This is a genomic window from uncultured Enorma sp. (assembly GCA_905210055.1).
Lineage (GTDB): Bacteria > Actinomycetota > Coriobacteriia > Coriobacteriales > Coriobacteriaceae > Enorma.
Genome location: CAJLVH010000024.1, coordinates 1 through 17414 on the forward strand (window position 1 = coordinate 1; position 17414 = coordinate 17414).

Annotated in this window: 12 protein-coding genes and 1 tRNA gene; 6 read left to right on the top strand and 7 right to left on the bottom strand. The window is 62.6% G+C overall.

The window, feature by feature from the left end; all coding sequences use genetic code 11:
* From QZ079_RS03060 to QZ079_RS03075, 4 genes are all read left to right on the top strand, one after another.
* The coding region (locus QZ079_RS03060) for a YfcC family protein (protein WP_297034965.1) at positions 1 to 1048 on the top strand (1048 nt) is incomplete at its 5' end.
* Between the two features lie 546 nt (positions 1049 to 1594).
* Positions 1595 to 2713 carry an IS1249 family transposase gene (locus tag QZ079_RS03065; protein WP_297034968.1) on the top strand — a complete coding sequence of 373 codons (1119 nt, stop codon included), beginning with the start codon at positions 1595 to 1597 and terminating at the stop codon, positions 2711 to 2713.
* Between the two features lie 235 nt (positions 2714 to 2948).
* A complete protein-coding gene (locus QZ079_RS03070) occupies positions 2949 to 4430 on the top strand; it encodes a DUF1846 domain-containing protein (protein WP_297034971.1) in 1482 nt (493 codons plus the stop codon).
* A gap of 321 nt (positions 4431 to 4751) precedes the next feature.
* Positions 4752 to 4828, top strand: a tRNA-Glu gene (locus QZ079_RS03075).
* Positions 4829 to 5047: 219 nt separating this feature from the next.
* On the opposite strand, the gene QZ079_RS03080 is transcribed toward QZ079_RS03075, so the two are convergent.
* Complete coding sequence (locus QZ079_RS03080) at positions 5048 to 6463, bottom strand: glutamate-cysteine ligase family protein (protein ID WP_297034975.1); 1416 nt, start codon at positions 6461 to 6463, stop codon at positions 5048 to 5050.
* 296 nt (positions 6464 to 6759) lie between these two features.
* Here QZ079_RS03080 and QZ079_RS03085 point away from each other — a divergent pair, with 296 nt between their 5' ends.
* Positions 6760 to 8046: a lysylphosphatidylglycerol synthase transmembrane domain-containing protein gene (locus QZ079_RS03085; protein WP_297034979.1), complete on the top strand. Its 1287-nt coding sequence runs from the start codon at positions 6760 to 6762 to the stop codon at positions 8044 to 8046.
* Between the two features lie 9 nt (positions 8047 to 8055).
* Here the strand turns inward: QZ079_RS03085 and QZ079_RS03090 are convergent, their stop codons facing one another.
* The 3 genes from QZ079_RS03090 to QZ079_RS03100 form a co-directional block, all read right to left on the bottom strand.
* Positions 8056 to 8817 carry a transposase gene (locus QZ079_RS03090; protein WP_297034982.1) on the bottom strand — a complete coding sequence of 254 codons (762 nt, stop codon included), beginning with the start codon at positions 8815 to 8817 and terminating at the stop codon, positions 8056 to 8058.
* Between the two features lie 239 nt (positions 8818 to 9056).
* Positions 9057 to 11933 carry an ABC transporter permease gene (locus QZ079_RS03095; protein ID WP_297034986.1) on the bottom strand — a complete coding sequence of 959 codons (2877 nt, stop codon included), beginning with the start codon at positions 11931 to 11933 and terminating at the stop codon, positions 9057 to 9059.
* 1 nt (position 11934) lies between these two features.
* Positions 11935 to 12717, bottom strand: coding sequence for an ABC transporter ATP-binding protein (locus tag QZ079_RS03100; protein WP_297034989.1), 783 nt, complete (start codon positions 12715 to 12717; stop codon positions 11935 to 11937).
* A gap of 248 nt (positions 12718 to 12965) precedes the next feature.
* Here QZ079_RS03100 and QZ079_RS03105 point away from each other — a divergent pair, with 248 nt between their 5' ends.
* Positions 12966 to 13751, top strand: a complete 786-nt coding sequence (locus tag QZ079_RS03105) for a transposase (protein WP_297034992.1) — start codon at positions 12966 to 12968, stop codon at positions 13749 to 13751.
* A gap of 67 nt (positions 13752 to 13818) precedes the next feature.
* Here the strand turns inward: QZ079_RS03105 and QZ079_RS03110 are convergent, their stop codons facing one another.
* Genes QZ079_RS03110 through QZ079_RS03120 form a run of 3 tightly spaced genes read right to left on the bottom strand, consistent with a single transcriptional unit; the run spans position 13819 to position 17214 of the window.
* Positions 13819 to 14871: a sensor histidine kinase KdpD gene (locus QZ079_RS03110; protein ID WP_297034995.1), complete on the bottom strand. Its 1053-nt coding sequence runs from the start codon at positions 14869 to 14871 to the stop codon at positions 13819 to 13821.
* Positions 14872 to 14883: 12 nt separating this feature from the next.
* A complete protein-coding gene (locus QZ079_RS03115) occupies positions 14884 to 15633 on the bottom strand; it encodes a response regulator transcription factor (RefSeq protein ID WP_297034997.1) in 750 nt (249 codons plus the stop codon).
* Positions 15634 to 15666: 33 nt separating this feature from the next.
* Positions 15667 to 17214, bottom strand: a complete 1548-nt coding sequence (locus QZ079_RS03120) for a L,D-transpeptidase/peptidoglycan binding protein (RefSeq protein WP_297035001.1) — start codon at positions 17212 to 17214, stop codon at positions 15667 to 15669.
* Between the last annotated feature and the right edge of the window lie 200 nt (positions 17215 to 17414).

Below are 17414 nucleotides of genomic sequence, written 5' to 3' on the forward strand. Positions count from 1 at the left end.
GGCAGACCAGACGATCATCATCGGCATCGGTCTCGTGCTCTGCGTCGTGACGACTATCATCTCGATCCTCTTCGTGATGAGCTACGCCAAGAAGGTCAAGGCAGACAAGGGCTCGACCATCCTCTCCATGCAGGAGCTCAAGAATGCCGAAGAGGCTCATGGTGCCGCTGCCGCCGAGGTCAACAAGGACATCACGCTCACCGGCCGCCAGAAGGGCGTGCTCGTGATCTTCGCCTTCACGTTCGTCGTCATGATTCTTGGCTTCATCCCGATTGCCGACCTCAACGAGGGCGTTGCCGCGTTCTTCGACTCCGGCTCCGCCTATGAGGCCGTCGAGACCCCGGTTACCACCGATGATCTCGTCGCTGCCTACGATGAGGCCAACGGCACTGTGACCACCGTCGAGGGCACGGTCGAGGGCGTCGCCGAGGGCGAGGTTCAGACTGCTCAGGGTTGGTCCGCCGTCATTACCGGCCTGCCTATCGGCCAGTGGTACTTCGATGAGGCATCCACCTGGTTCTTCATCATGGCCATCGTTATCGGCATCGTGGGTGGTCTCTCGGAGAAGGACATCGTGAACACGTTCATCTCCGGTGCCGCCGACATGATGAGCGTCGTGCTCGTCATCGCCCTCGCGCGCGGCATCTCCGTGCTCATGGCTGCGACCGGCCTCGACATGTACGTGCTGAACGCCGCTGCCAACGCGCTCAAGGGCGTCTCCGGCGTGCTGTTCGCCCCCGTTGCATGGCTCATCTACTTCGGTCTGTCGTTCCTCATCCCCTCGACCTCCGGCATGGCTACGGTGTCCATCCCCATCATGGGACCGCTTGCCCAGCAGCTCGGCTTCTCGCCTGAGGTCATGGTCATGATTTTCTCGAGTGCCATTGGCGTGGTGAACCTCTTCACTCCGACCTCCGGTGCCATCATGGGCGGCCTCGCGCTCGCTCGTATCGAGTGGACGACCTGGCTCAAGTTCGCAATGAAGCTCATCGTCGTGCTCTCTATCGTGTGCATCGTGATCTGCACCGTGGCGATCATGATCATCTAGCGACGTTCTCTCTCTCGTCGCTCCTGCGAACGGCACGTGTCTCCTCCGTTTGCAGGGATGAGCCCAAAGTCGAGCCGGGGCACGCGCAGGCGAGCATCCGGTAAGACCCTACCTTTCTGCCCCCTCCCGCACCGTGCACGGGAGGGGGCGCTTTTCTATGCTCCTGTCGGGTGCCCCCGCAGCGGCGGTGCCGGGCTTGCCAGGCGCTTGTCCTCGCTCGCTTCGCTTGTTGCGGAATCGCGCCAGGCAAGCCCGGCCCCGCCGCTGCGGGGGCACGCCGGCGCTACGGAAACGACCCTGGAAGAATAAGATGTTGAAACCGTTACAACGGTGCACCTCTGTTCTTCTCCGGCCTTCCGGCTTGTAGGACAAAAAGTGTGTCCGAATCAGGGGCATCGGCGCAGGTTGACGCCCCTTTTCCATGCGTTTAAATCTGCTGGGCGATTTTAACCACCCGGACAGAAAGTGTGTCCGAATCAGATGCGTCCGCGCAGGTAGATGGCGGAAAATCAGGCCGTTAAAATCCCGATTACCAAGGAGCTGGGGATGAAGGCGGTCAGGTGCCCCTCCTGCGGGGCGGAGATGAAGAGGAACGGGAAGACGAGCGCAGGCGCGCAGAGGTGGAGGTGCGGGGCGTGCGGCGCCTCGACCACGGTCTCCTACGACGACACGGCGGCGCGGCTCGACGAGTTCCTGGCGTGGCTGCTCTCGAAGGCGACGCAGGCGGACATGCCCGGGCAGGGGCGCACGTTCAGGAGACTCGCCGCGGCCTTCTGGCCGATCTGGCCCATGCCGGAGCCCACGGGCGAGGTGCACCGCGTGCTCTTCGTCGACGGGATCTGGCTCGCCCGCGACCTCGTCGTGCTGATAGCCTACGACGGGGAGCACGTGGTCTCGTGGTACATGGCCGAGTCGGAGACGAGCAGGGCGTGGGAGGCGCTGATGGCGCCCATCCCGGCCCCGGACGTGGCGGTGTGCGACGGCGGGACGGGCTTCGAGAGGGCGAGGCGCCGGGCATGGCCGCGCACGAGGGTCCAGAGGTGCCTCTTCCACGCGTTCTCGCAGGTGAGGCGCTACACCACCTCGCGCCCGAGGCTCCAGGCGGGCAGGGAGCTCTACGCCCTCTCGATCGAGCTCATGCACCTCGAGACGCTCCGCCAGGCCGACTGGTGGGTGGAGCGCTACCTGCAGTGGTGCTCGTTCTGGGCCGACTTCCTCGAGGACGTGAGCGTGGTAGACGGCCGGCGCCAGTACACGCACGAGAGGCTCAGGAAGGCCCGCTCGTCGCTCTCGCGGCTGGTGAGCAGGGGAACCCTCTTCACCTACCTCGACCCGGCCCTGGCCGCGGAGGGGCCGCTGCCGCGCACCAACAACCCGATCGAGGGAGGGGTCAACGCCCAGCTCAGGGAGGTCCTGCGCAACCACCGCGGGCTGTCGCTCATGCGCCGGGTCAAGGCGGTCTTCTGGTGGTGCTACATGCACACCGAGAGCCCGAGGCCGGCGAGGGAGATCCTCCGCTCCATGTCCACCGACGACGACATCGACCTCCTGTACAGGGTCTGCTCGGCGTCGCCCAAGCGCGAGGACGGCGGTCCGGAGTGGGGCGACCGGGCCGTGTGGGAGGAGCTGCACCGCAAGGACCCGTACCCCTTCTGGCTGGACTAGGACACGTGTTCTATCGAGACACACTTTTTGTCCTATAAGCCGGCCTTCCTCTCTGATGTGCGAAGAAGTCGTGTGCCGAGCCCGGCAGGTCGGGGACGCCGCGTTTCCCTCCTCGCAAGCCCTCGCAACAAGGCTTCGCCTTGTTGCTGCGGAAACGCTCGGAGTGAAATGCGGCGTCCCCGACCTGCCGGGCTCGGCTATACTTATTCAGTTCGCACATCAGAGAGGAGCCCCCATGCGGTTGGGATTCGATAACGAGAAGTACATTGAGCTTCAGGCGGCGCGCATCAAGGAGCGCATCGAGCAGTTCGGCGGCAAGCTCTACCTCGAGTTCGGCGGCAAGCTTTTCGACGACTACCATGCGAGCCGCGTGCTCCCCGGCTTCGAGCCCTCGGTCAAGTTCCGCATGCTCAAGAGCCTTTCGGAAGATGTTGAGGTCATCATCGCGATCAACGCGAATGACATCGAGAAGAACAAAGCTCGCGGCGATTTGGGTATTACCTACGACGAGGACGTGCTGCGTCTTGCGGATATCTTCAGCAGCAACGGCATCTCGGTCGCAGCGGTGGTGGTGACCCAGTATGCCGGCCAGCCTGCAGCCGATGTCTTCCGCCGCCGCCTCTCGATGCTCGGCATCCCGTGCAAGCTGCACTATCCCATCGAGGGGTATCCGCACGACATCGACCTCATCGTCTCCGAGGAGGGCTATGGGCGCAACGAGTTCGTCGAGACGAAGCGCCCGCTCGTGGTCGTGACGGCGCCCGGCCCCGGCTCGGGCAAGCTCGCGACCTGCTTGTCGCAGGTGTACCACGAGCATCGGCGCGGCGTCGCGGCCGGCTACGCGAAGTTCGAGACGTTCCCCGTGTGGAACCTGCCGCTCAACCATCCCGTGAACATCGCCTACGAGGCCGCGACCGTCGACCTCGACGATTCGAACATCATCGACTCGTTCCACCTGGACGCCTACGGCGAGACAACCGTGAACTACAACCGCGACGTCGAGGCGTTTCCCGTGGTGAAGTCGCTCATGGAGAAGATCATGGGGGAGAGTCCCTACCAGAGCCCCACGGACATGGGTGTCAACATGGTGGGGTTCGCCATCACGGACGACGAGGCGTGCCGCGAGGCCGCACGTATGGAGATCGTGCGGCGCTACTTCACGGCAGCCGTCCAGGTGAAGCGCACCGGCACGGGGCAGGATCAGGTCGACAAGCTCAAGCTCATCATGAAGCGTGCGGGCGTGACGAAGGATTTCTCGCCGGCGCGCTCGGCGGCGCTGCTCAAGGAAGAGACCACGGGCACGCCCGTGGGTGCCATGGTGTTGCCCGACGGCTCCGTGGTGACGGGTAAGACGTCTGAGCGCCTGGGTGCGGCGAGCTCGCTCATCATGAACGCCCTCAAGAGCGTGACCGGGGTCGACATGGAGCTCGAGGTCATCAGCAACGAGGCGATCGAGCCCATCAGCCACCTCAAGACGACGCAGCTGGGAAGCCATAACCCGCGCCTGCATCCGGACGAGACGCTCATCGCGCTCTCGATCACCTCGGCGTCGAGCGACGTCGCGGCGCGCGTGCTCGCGGGGCTGCCGCTTTTACGCGGCTGCGATGCGTTCTTCTCGGTGATCATTTCCTCCACGGACGAGGCTCTGCTCAAGCGGCTCGGCATCAACGTATGCTGCGAGCCCAAGTTCGAACGTCACACCTTCTTCCATCGCTAACCCTGCCAAAAGGGACAGGCCTCTCGCCAAAAGGGACAGTCCCTAATGGCTGGCCAAAGGGGACAGGTTTCTGCCAAAGGGGACTGTCCCCCATGGCTGGCCAAAGGGGGCAGGCTTCCCGCCAAAGGGGACTGTCCCTAATGGCTGGCGACGGCGGGGCGCTCGCGGCGGGGACGCCTGTTGCACGGCTGTTCTTCTGCGAAACGCCACATGGCTCCACGGGATGCCCACAACTTGGAAGATTCTTCTATTGAGGCTTGCAACGGCGGGGTTGTTCCCGTAATATCCTTATTCGCACGAGGCGCGATGCCTTGCGCACCTGGCCCGTTCGTCTAGCGGTTTAGGACGCCGCCCTCTCAAGGCGGAGATCACCAGTTCGAATCTGGTACGGGCTACCAAGACTTGATTCCCGGATCGCCGAATGGCATCCGGGTTTTTCTTTTTTCAGCGTACTCATGCATCGACGCTAACATAGAGCTCACCTCGATACGCGCGGGCAGGGAAGAAGAAGGATGACCCATCCAGTTGAAACGGCGGATACACGTTTCGCCTATCTTGGCCGGGTTCAGCATCTATGAGGATGGCTTGCTTCGGCTTCTGCCGTGCTCGGGATATGCCTAGCAGTCCAGTTCTTCAGCGGTAAGGTCGCGTGGGAGGCGGCGGTTGCCCCAGAGCCTCGCCAGGAGCTCGATTCCCTCGAGATCGAAGGTGGCGGCGGCATCGGTCGTTTGGAGCACGGGCACGCGCGCCTCGTCGCCCACGCCGGTGCAGCCCGCGCCGAGCGCGACGTTTTCGCAGGCGATTGCGACGAGGGCGTCGACAAGTTCCATGACGGGCATACCGTAGACCTCGGCGTCCCAGCCCTGTTCCTCGAGATGCAGGCGGGCGACGATGGCATCGTACTCGTCGATCTCGTCGAAACCGTGAGGAAGCCAGGTGCTCAGACGGCTTGCGAGCTTTGCCTCGAGGCATTTATCGTAGAAGAGGGCGCCGGTAAAGCTCGTGCATGCGGCTGCGAGGCGCGGCGGCAGGGAATCCATCTCGCGCAGCTCGACGAAGCCCTTCAAGCGCACATTCGGAAAGACCATCGAGAGCAGGTGCATGAGTTCGGAGGTTGCGAGCGGTCGCTCGGACATGATGTCGCGGCTGTAGCGGTCGCCCGTCGCGGTGGTGATATGGTCTGCATCGGTGAAGAGGATCGGCTTCACGTTCGAGACCCAGAGGATATAGTCCTCGAAGCTGAGCCCCTCGAGCGCGCCGGGCACGATGCCGCAGCGGTCGACGTCCACATGATGCCAGATGCGCGAGCGAGCCATGCCAGGTGACGGCGCGCCGCGGAAGACGGGCGCGTTGTCGAAGAGAAAGGCGAAGGCGGGACCCAGGAGGGTGGCAAGCCGATAGATGCGCGCGCAGTCCGCTTCATCCTCGTAGTCGAGCGAGACCTGCGTGGAGGCGGTGCAGCGCATCATGTCGCGCGCATAGCGTCCGCGTCGGGAGAGGTAGGCGTCCATGTCGCGATACCGCTCCTTGGGAATGAGCTCGAGTTCAAGCGGGCTTTTCACCGTTGGGTTATAACCGGCGGCAACCATCCGGGCATCGAGGCCGATTTCTGCGCAGGCGCGTTCCACGGAGGCGTCGAAGGCGCACACGGCATCGTAGAGCGCGCGCACGGAATGGGCGGGGCCGGCGGATATCTCGAGTTGCGCGGCAGGTTCGAGCGACACGGCGACCTCGATGGACTCGGTACCGGAATCAATGCGGTACGAGAGGCCGAGGAGGTGCCCGTCGATGTGAACGGGCTCGCATTCGGGATGCAGCTCGACGAGCTTCGCGATGAGCGCGCCCACACCGCACACGCCTTCGAAGGGAACGGACGCGCCCGTTCGGTCGATGAGGATGCGTTCGAGTTCGAAGCCGATTGTCTTGCCGGCAGGATCTTTGTCGCCGCGCTCGAGCACGCCGACGAGGGCTTCGAGATTCTCGCGGAACGATCCGGTGAAGGCGGGGATGGGCGTGGTGGCGTTGCCGGTCATAGGTTCTCCTCGTATCGGGCGTATTGAAGCTATGGTACCCAAACGGCGCGGATCGAGGCGCGGGATGGGGGTTCGGGGTCGAGGCGCGATGGCATTCCGCCCTGCAGCCCCGCGAACCGGCAAGTACGCTCCGGCAGCCGTGCCGACCCGCTCGTTATGCTGTCTGGCGACAGCCATGTGCCAGCTTTCGCATCACGGAATCTCTGCTCCTCGTATGCAGACGGAGCAGGGGAGCGGGGGATGCTTTACAATAAAGATATCTATGAGATGCTCGTTCGCCGGTTCTGGGGAGATCCATGTCAGAGTCCTCGCATACAGCGCCCAAGCAGCATGTCGATGCCGCTTCCGCGGGTGGCGACGACCGCCGCGGTGCGCGTCGCGGTGCCATCTTCATCGGGTTGGTGCTCGTCGCTTATATCGTGTATCTGGTCGTTACGGGGCAGATCCTCGAGTTTGCCGAGGCCATGTCGACCGTCGACATGTCGTGGATCGTCGTCGCGTGCATCTGCATGGTGCTGTACTTCATCTTCGGCGTCATTGCCTACGCCATCGCGGTATGGCTCGACCCGGATTCGCCGGTGGGCATCCGCGACCTCATCTCCGTCGAGGCGTCGGGCGTGTTCTTCGGCAACCTCACGCCCATGATGGTGGGCGGCACGCCGGCGCAGATCTACCGCCTCACAAAGGCGGGGCAGCCGGTGGGCGAGGCGGGCGCCACGCAGTTCACCCGGTATATCGTGTTCCAAATCGGCCTCGTGGCGTGGGGTGCAATCCTGCTCGCTGTGCGTCTGCCGTTCTTCACGGAGCTCTACGGCGATATGACGCTGCTATGCCTCTTCAGCTTCGGCGGGCACGTGGTGCTGCTCACCGGGCTCTTCATCGTGTGCTTGTGCCCGCGCTTCGTGGTGCGCGTCGCGATGTGGGGCATCCGGTTCGTGGAGCGCGTTGGCGGCGGCGAGAGCGACCGCACGCGCGGCTGGCGCGATTACGTGAACAACGAGATTTACTCGTTCTCCGATCACTTTAAGCACGCCGCTGCGCACCTTTCCTCCATGGGCATCACGATGCTCGTGACCATGGCGCAGCTCGCGTTTTTCTACATGGTGCCGTACTTCGTGCTGCTGGCGTTCGGCAAGCATGACGTCGACTTCATCTCCTGCCTTGCGGCCGGTGCGTTCATCCAGCTGCTGTCGAGCGCGGTGCCGTTGCCGGGCGGTACGGGAGGCGCCGAGGGCGGATTCGCGCTTTTCTTGGGGCACTTCTTCGGTCCCTCTGCGACGGCAGGCTACCTCGTGTGGCGCATCATCACGTTCTTCGGCCCGACGATTCTGACGGCTCCGCTTCTCGGCCTGCGCTCTGCTCACCATGCGAGCATTCATGCGCGTTGGAACCGCCTGGTACACGGTGGTCGTGCGCCCGAGCGTAAGAAGGCTGCCGGTGCGGCAGGTGCGTCCGCGCATGATAGCGCCCGAGTTGCCGAAGCCTCCGTTCCGCACCGTCGTCCCGGCCGTCAGGGCATCCGGCAGACCGCCGGCGGTATCACCGTCTCCCCCAAGAATCTTCGCCGTCGTTCCCGCCATTAGGGACGGGGGTTATTGGCTGGTGTCGGAGAGATTGCTTGCCATAATCCGCGCAATTCGATAGCGCCCTATCCCTGTCGCTCGCTCCATTTGCCGTCCTGAGAATCCAGCACGGGCAAGCTTTCTCAGCGCAGATTCCTGTTTGCGGGGCGCGAGGGATTTGACTTGCATGGGATCGATGCCGTCCAAAGTGCTGCTCACCTCGCGCAGGAGCTCTTGGCCACCGATTCTTCGACTTGCGAAAGGCCGATACGACGAGGTCTTTTCGGCGCTGAATTCGGCAAAGCGATCCTTTCCTCCAATAAGTTCCAGAACAATCGAGCTGTCAATGAGGTTGGGACTCCCAACGTATTCGTGATAGCTGCTCCAAAAGAATTGTTCGCGTGCGACGCCGGTTTCGCAGGGGTTGTTATGAATATAGCGAACCGCCCGAAGGAGATAGTCGCTTGATTCGACTGGCTTGCTGGCGAACCTTCCTTGAAAGACCGATCCAACATGACCGGTCTTATTATTGAAGTGCAGGGCATAGCGAGTCGCAATGTTGTGCATTGCCTCGCTGAGGTTGTCATGCTCATCGCTTAGCAGCAGGTGGCAGTGGTTATCCATGAGGCACCATGCAATGAGTTTGATTTCGGCGTGCTCCAAGGCTTCCTCGAGACATGTGAGAAAGCAATAACGGTCCTCGGTGTCGGTGAATATGACCATTCGCCCGTTTCCACGCATCATGACGTGATAGTAACCGCTTTGAGCCTTCTTTCTAGGAGTGCGTGCCATAGATTGTCTCCTTGCTGCATTTGTGGTCCTGCGTACTCCGTTTTGTCGTGGGTGTCGTTTTTACCCGAAGCGGGAGAGTTTAACGACCATGCTGAAGGCAATGGCTATCCGGTTGGATTATTCGGTGAGCGGTTATCGGCCTGACCGACCCGCCATTAGGGACGGGGGTTATTGGCTGGTTTCGCCGACACGGTTTCATCAGCCAATATCCCCCGTCCCCAATGGCTGGCTCCAATGGCTTACTCGGCGCGGAGGGCTTCGACGATGCTGGCGGCACGAGTGCGGGCGAGAGCGTAGGCCACACTTACGAGGATCACCACGAGGACGATGGCGGCCGAGACGCCGATTTGCAGCCAGGGCAGCTGGAACTCGTACGTGCTATACGAGAGCGCCATCGCCTGATAGAGGCCGAAGCTCGCGAAGGCGGCGAGGACGAATCCGATCACGAAGCCGCGCAACGCGTAGCTCGCGCATTCGTAGGCAATCATCCGGCGGAAGGCGCGGTTGCCCATGCCGATGGACTTGAGCATCGCGAACTCGCGGCGGCGCAGTATGAGGGCATTCGCGAGCGTGTTGAACACGTTTGCCACGGCGATGAGACCCGTGATGACGGCGAAGCAGTAGATGAACGTGTTGACTGTGGTCACCATGAGGCGCGCTTGAAGCTTGCCCTGCGCGGCATTCATGTAGGTGATGTCAAGCTCTGGGTAGTTTTCTGCGATGTCCTCGACGGCCTCCTGGACATCTGTGGCGAGTGCGGCATCACCGCCCGTGTCGAAGGACATGCTCGCCCGCAGGTACCCCGAATTCGCGGAGAGGCCGATGGCAGAGGAGGGCAGGATGAGCTGGAGCGTACCCGATGAGTCCACACAGACGGGGCGGGTTTCCGCAAGCGCGCCAACCTCGATCTCCTGCGTGTTCGCGACCGCTTCGTCATAGGGCAGGTAGACCGGATTGCCTTCGTTGTCGTAATACAGGGCGCGCAGCCCACCTGCAGGATCGTCTTCTATGCTGGAAACGAAATGCCCGTTAAGGTCGGCGAACTCAAGTGATTCGATCGATCCGGTCTCCTTGAACGGTCGGTAGTTGCCATACGTCTCCCCGTTGTTGATATCGTAGGAATTCACGGCGATGGCGCGCGGGTGGGCAGGGTCGCAGAACTCTGCGGAATCGAGCCCAAGCTCCTCCACATAGGCGTTCCACGTGGCATCATCGACGAAGTTCACGTAAACGGATCCGTACCACGAGCCGTTTGCAAGGAGCGGCGCACTTCCATCGAGGCCCATGATGCCGTCGTTCAGCATGCCTGCGGGGATGAGCGCGTCGGCAACATAGCTCGTCATATACCCGTTGGGCGTAGCGCCATCAACGGTCTGCACGTCGGCGTAGAATCGCGCGAGGGCGTCCTGCATGCCGGGGCCGTCGACCTTGCCGTCCGCAAGCGCGAGCGACTGGTCGGCGCCGGCGCCGGTTACATCGATATAGAGCAGCAAGTCCCGCCCCTCCATGGTGTCGACGGTGGTGCTGCTTGCATAGCTCATGACGTCGGCGATGGAACCGGAGGTGATGAGAAGGGCTACTGAAACAGCGAGCGCAGCTACGGTAACGCGCCCTTTGGAGCTCGCGCGCGTGAGGTTCTTATGGGCGATGAAGCCGGGGATGCCGAAGATCCGTCCCGCGAGGCCGAGCGGGCGCACAAGCGAACCGCGCTCACCACGGCGGGCAGCCCGACGCTGCGAGCGCAGCGCGCGGCGGGAGAGGTGCACATCCTGCACCTGGCGAATGGCATCGAGCGCCGAGACGTGGCTCGCGCGGACGGCAGGGATCCAAGCACTCACGATGAGCGTGATGAGGCCGAGCAGTGCTGCGATGCCAAGCGCGATGGGGCTCACCACGACGCGAGCCTCCGCACCGCCAGCCATCATGGCGATGCCTTCACCTAAGATACCAAAGACCACGTAGCAGCCGATAAGACCGAGTGCAAGGCCTACGGGGATGCCGATGCCGCCGATGATGAGCGCCTCGGTGAACACCGTGCAGCGGAGCTGCCGGCGGCTGGCGCCTAGGCTCGAAAGAAGGCCGAACTGCCGCGTACGCTCGGCCACCGATATGGCGAAGCTGTTGTACACGAGCGACACGCCCGCGATGACCACAACGGCGGCGAGGATGGCGGCGATCTGGTAGAGGGTGTTCCAGATGGCCGTGTCGGGCGTAACTCCCATCCAGCGGATGAGGGTGGAATGAACCGTTGATGCGCCGTCGGTGATCCGTTCGTGTACATTGACGATCTCGTCGGCGAGGGGCTCTGCGTCTGCGGGATTCGCGGTGCGGAAGATTGCTCCCGCCCAGGTGGCGGCGGAATCGTCGGTGATTGCGCGGTCTACGGCGCTTCCATCGTCGTAGACGTAGGCGATGTTTCCTCGGAGCGAATAGATGGTCGAGTAACCGTAGGCGCGGTAGAAGCCCACGACGGTTCCTTCGATGTGTCCGAGGTCCGCCTCGTATGTCTCGGTCTGGGTGGCCTCGTCGATGTAATCGCCGCGTATCGCGGTCGTCGTGACGCTCGCTCCGTCTTCCCGGTTGGTGACCGTGCGCGTGCCCAAATCGAGCGTGATTCGGCTGCCGACCTCAATCGGGCCGCCATCTGCTGTGGTCAGGCCGCATGAGGCGAGCTCGGCGTTCTGAAGCGGGTGGGGGAGCAAGATCTCGCCTGGGGCCTCGGGCGCGCGGCCGGCAACGATTTCTGGCGTTGAGATGAGGGGCTCGCTCGCATCTAGGTCATGCGGCCACGTCTTTGCGTACAGGTATTTTCCGAAGATGTCCGAGTTATCCTCGCCGAGCGAGATGGTGCCCATGTCGGCGATAACAGTGAGGTCGGTGACTTCTTGATCGTTCTGCAAACGCTCAAGGTCTTCCGCTGTGATACCGGCGGCTTCCGCGTACCACCAACCCTCATCGGACGCGGTGCGCTCGATGAGCATGTTCGTGAGCGACACGACGCTCGTGAGTACGGCAGTGATGAGTGCGACCGAGAGCGCCACGCCGAAGATCGATACGGCTGTGCGCGTGCGGTTCTGCGTAAGCGACTTCAGGGTAAAGCGTGTGAAGATGCTCATCCTAGCGCACCTCCCCGACATTGGTGGCGGCTCCCAATGTCATGACGTTGGAGACGTGCGTTGCAGAGGTCTGTGAGCTGCGTGCGGCACCACCCATGACCGCAGAGGGCGCGGGGCGGCGGCGTTCGTCGCGCACGAGCCTGCCATCCTCGATGGCGATGACGCGGTCGGCCATGAGCGCGATGTCTTCGTCGTGCGTGATGACGATGAGCGTCTGCTTGAGTTGACGATTCGAGTTCCTTAAGAGCGCCATGATCTCGGCCGAGTTCTTCGAGTCGAGGTTGCCGGTGGGCTCGTCGGCAAGCACGATCGCCGGCGCGTTCATGAGGGCGCGGCCTATGGCGACGCGCTGTTGCTGGCCGCCGGAGAGCTGGTTTGGCAGGTTGTGCTCGCGTCCGGTGAGACCGAGCACCTTGAGGAGCAGCTGCTCGTTCACCTTGCGCCCGTCCATGAGCACGGGGAGCGTCATGTTCTCTACGACATCGAGCACGGGGATGAGGTTGTAGAACTGATAGACGAGGCCGACTTCGCGGCGGCGGAAGACGGCGAGCTCCCCGTCGCTGCGCGCGAAGATGTCTTGCCCCTGCAGGCGGACGGTGCCCGACGTGGGACGGTCGACGCCGCCTATGAGATGCAGGAGGGTCGACTTGCCCGAGCCCGAGCTGCCGATGATCGCGACGAACTCACCGGCTTCGACGGTGAACGAGACGTCGTCGAGGGCGCGGACGGCGGTGTCGCCTTTGCCATAGACTTTGGTGAGGTGCTCCACGGAAAGGATGTTCATGGGTGCTCCTAGCATTTGCAGGGATACGTCATCAACCATACTGCATGTGCGCCCTTTCGCCCAGATGACCGCCGCGTGACAGTTTTGTCACCTTCAGTTGGTGACAGCGGTGCCAGGGGAAACTGTCACACTTGCGCGACGGCGGCGTGACAGCGGTGCCAGGGGAAACTGTCACATGTTCCTTGTGGATAGATATGTCGAACCGCGGGAATAACGTGCTCACAGATATTCTGTGAGGGGGAGGCATCATGGCACGGGCTCCACGAAAAATCGCAGAGTCGGGGTACTATCATGTGACGGCTCGCGGGAACGGTAAGCAGGTGATCTTCGAGGACGAAGAGGACCGTTACTCGTTTCTCAGCCTATTCCGAAAAGTGATGAAGGCAGATGGGATCAGCATCATCGCCTGGTGCCTCATGGACAATCACGTCCACCTTATCTTGTACGACGAGCGTTTTCGTTTGAGCCATGCCATGCAGGTTCTGCTTTCGCAATATGCGCGGTATTTCAATAGGAAGGCAGGCCACGTTGGCCATGTATTCCAGGAGCGATACTCGGCTTCTCCTATTGAGGACGACGCCTATCTTATTGCAGCGATTCGGTATCTCCACGCGAACCCCGCGAAGGCGGGCATCGGATCCATCGATGGATATCGGTGGTCAAGCTATGAGGAATATGCTGTTCCTGGGGCATCGACCTTCGATATCGTGGATACCTCGCTCGTTCTAGATATGCTTGGCGGACCGATGGGATTTACCCAGCTTTTTCGTGAGACGTTGGATTCAAGGGAGCTGCGAACGTTTGAGGTTAAGGATTCCGAGCTTTCGCCTATCGAGCGGACGAAGAGGCTCGCTGAACCGGTGCTGCGAAAGCGCAATCTTACCTCGCCCGGGGAGGTAAAGGGTCTTCCTCGGGCGATACGAGATCAGGTGGTTCGCGAGCTTCACGGCGCGGGCATTTCGATCCGGCAAATCGAGCTTCTTACGGGAATCGGGCGAGGGCCCACTGCGCGTGCGGTAAAGCAAATAACGTGACAGTTTCCCCTGGCACCGCTGTCACATCGCCGTCGCGCAAGTGTGACAGTTTCCCCTGGCACCGCTGTCACACGATGGCTTTGAAGAAGGCGATGTCGAAGCATGCGCCGGTCACGGTTCCCGATTCATCGCGTACGTTCGATGCGGCGAGGCTGCCTTCCTGTGCGGCGATAAGACCCTGTGCGAGCGAAAGGCCAATGCCGACGCCGGCGGGGTTCACGGCCGAGGAGCCTTCAGCATCGTGCACACCGCGGTAGAAGCGCTCGAAGATATAGGGCAGATCCTCGTCGGCGATACCCGGGCCGGTGTCCGTCACGCGAATGCGGCAGGCGAGGGCATCCTCCCAAGCGACGATGCGCACGTGCCCGCCGGAAGGCGTGTGCTCCATGCAGTTCTTCACGATGTTCTCGAGTGCCTCAGCCGACCATGCCAAGTCACCCGTGAAGCTGCATCCTTCGGCAACATCCACCTCAAGCGAGACGCCGGCGATGTCGAGTGCTACGGCAAGCGGTTGCGTCGCCCTGCGCACCATGGTTTCCACCGCCACGGTCTCGCGCGCGAGCGAGACCGTGCCCGCATCGAGGCGCGCGAGCTTGAGCAGCGTACCCACGAGATGCTCGACGCGCATCTCGAGCTGCTCGATCCTACGCAGGCGGTCGAGATCTTCGGCGCACTCCGGAATCTCGATAAGATGCTTGCGCATGAGTTCCGTCGTGATGGAAAGCGAGGTGAGCGGCGTCTTGATTTGGTGGGATATGTCGGCGAGAGCGTCGGCGAGTGCTTGCTTTTCGTGGGCGAGTTCATCGATCGTGAGGTTCAAGCGCGTGACCATCTTGTCGAGCTCGTTCGAGAGCACCGCAAGCTCGCCCTCTGCCATGCTGGAGAAATCGAGGTCGCGCTCCCCGTGTAAAACGGCATCGATGTTCGCTGAGAGCTGCGCGAGTTGGCGATAGCGCAGACAGGTGAGCGCCACGAAAGGGAGTGCGCCGAGGAAGCAAGAGGCAAGCGCGATCCCTGCCCCCATGCTTCCGGCAAGCGTGCTGCCTGCGACGGTGATAGCTGTCGTCAAGGCGATCCAGGCAACCATCGCACCCATGAGCTCCCGGTTTCTTAGCAGCATAGGGGACACATCCTATCCGCGCGCCTTGTAGCCGAGCCCGCGCACCGTCTCGATGAGCGCGGGACGTGCCGGATCGTTCTCGATCTTGTCGCGCAGCCGCTTGATGTAGACGGAGAGCGTGTTCTCCTCGATATAGGTGCCGGCGTCATCCCAGAGCGCCTCGCGGATCTGCTCGCGTGTGATGAGCTTGCCCGCGTTCGACGCGAAGAGTAGGAGCAGCCGGTACTCGAGGGCGGAAAGGACGATCTCTTCGCCATCGCGCTCCACGTGGGCGCGGTCTGCGTCGATGCGTATGGGTCCCAGCGAGAGCACGCGCTTCGCAGCGGGTTGCGAGCGGCGGATCGTTGCGGCGATGCGCGCCAAGAGCTCGCGCGGGCGGAACGGTTTGGCGATGTAGTCGTCGGCGCCCATCTGGATGCCGGCAACGGTGGTGAACTCGTCGTCCGACGCAGTGAGGAAGATGACCGGGAGGTTCGGCGTTGCCTGCTTGAGCGCTGCGCACACCGCGAAGCCGTTGCCCTGCGCGAGCGTCACGTCGAGGAGTGCGAGCGCATAGGGAGTGCTCGTTTCAAGGGTGATGGCGCCAGGGCTTGCGGGCGCTTGCGCGGATGCGGCTTTGGCTGCATGAGCACCGAACGCGAGCGCGAGGGCATCGTCTTGCGTCGAGGCGTGGTCGACGGCGTACCCCTCTCCCCGCAAGAGCTCCGTGAGCGATTCTATGATGGAGGGGTCGTCTTCCACCAGCAAGATGCGCGTCGCCACGTCGCCTCCTTCCAAGACGTTTCCGCAGCCGGGTTACTGGTGCGTGATGACGCACGTGCCGACCTCGAGCATGCCGAACAGCTCCTCGGCCTTGTTGTAGGGCAGGTTCACGCAGCCATGGCTTCCGCAATAATAATACGCGTTCGGGTCGCCGAAGGAGCTGGACGCCTGCCAGGTCGCGTCGTGCAGGCCGACGGCGCTTCCCACGAACGCCATCCAGAAGCTCACCGGGGTCTCGTATTCCGGCTCGCCTGTCTCGGGGTCTTTGCTGCCTACGAGCGTGATGTTGCGCAGCGAGCTGTTGAGGTAGTACACGCCGGTCGGCGTATCCCGTCCGAGGTTGGGATTGCCGGTGATGACGCCCGACTCCCAGAGGATGTTGCCGTCGGCGTCGTAGTAGCGCGCGTACTGCTCCGAGATGTCGATGTCCACATAGGCGCCCCAGTCGCGCTCGCCTGGCGCCGTGAACACGTCGCCGGTCTGGCTGCAGGGGACGTCTGTCTCGCCGGTCTGCTTATCCGCGAGGGCGCTCGAAACCAGCTCGGCAAGCGCTTCGCGATCGACCTTCCAGCCGAACGTACCGCCTGAGACCGTAATCTCCTTACCATCCGGCCGCGTATAGGTGCGTTCCGTCCCTACGGTGTCGAGCGAGTCTGCGAGCTTCTCGACCCATGCGGCGACAGCTTCCTCGTCGATAGAGGGCGCGTAGTTCTCGTCGAGCACGATCCACTGGGCGATCAATGCGCCGTCCACGCGCGCGACTTCGGCGCCGCCCATCTTGAGCGAAAGATCTGCTCCCGCAAGCTCGTTCATGGCGTTGCAGGCCGATCCAATCTGCTCGTCGGACACGCCGCCCTCGAGCGGCAGATAGGCTTCTTCTCCGAGCTCATCGAGGGACGCGGTGGATGAAAGCGCGGCAAGGTGAGCCTTCGCGAAGGCGATTACCTCGTCGCGGTCGAGTTTCTTGCAGGCGCGCGCATGCTCGGGCGTGAAGGCGCCGGCCTCCGCGTCGTAGGCTCCCGTGGGCGTGAACGTGCCGGAACGGCTCTCGTTGTATGCGTCGACGGCAGCGCCGAGCTCCTCTTCGAACGCGGCTTCGTCGAAGCTTCTCGAGAAGCGGCTGAAGTCTGGCGTCGCGGCGGTATCGATGACGTCTTGCTCGGATTTCGGGGAAAGAAGGGCCGAGATGAGGCGTGCCGGCCAGATGAAGACCTCGTTTTTGGCGAGCTCGCCCTGGGCGACCGCTTCAACGTCGATGAGGTCGTCGATTGTCTCGGGGGCGTAGCTCCAGGCGAAGTCCTCGCCCGTGACCTCAAACGTGTAGGCGGGCGAAGCCGTGCGCAGGCGTTCCGCAGCATCACTCGCGGTGCAGAGCGAGACGTCGGTTCCGGCGATCACCGTGCCAGGGTAGTAGATGTTCGAGAAGACGATGGCACCGGCCACGTAGGCGACGGCGGCGAGCGCGACGATGACGATGGCGATGATGAGAGGAACGTTGTGTTTGCGGCAAGGCTTGGGGGTGTCGTTGCCCGGCGCGAAATGGGCGGGCTTATAGGCGGTCGGTTCGCTCTTGAAGGGCATCGTCGATGGCTTTCTCGATGGTGGTTTCACTGCACTGGGCATTATAGTCCCTTAATCGGACAAGTGACGCCTGAAGCGCCACACCTAGGAGCATTGGTTACCGGGATGTGCAGGCTGCGCAGGCGCTGCAGGCGCTCGGCGCCTTCGCGATGCCGCCCTTGGCCGTCTCGTCAAGCTTTGTGAGGATAATGCCTGTCACC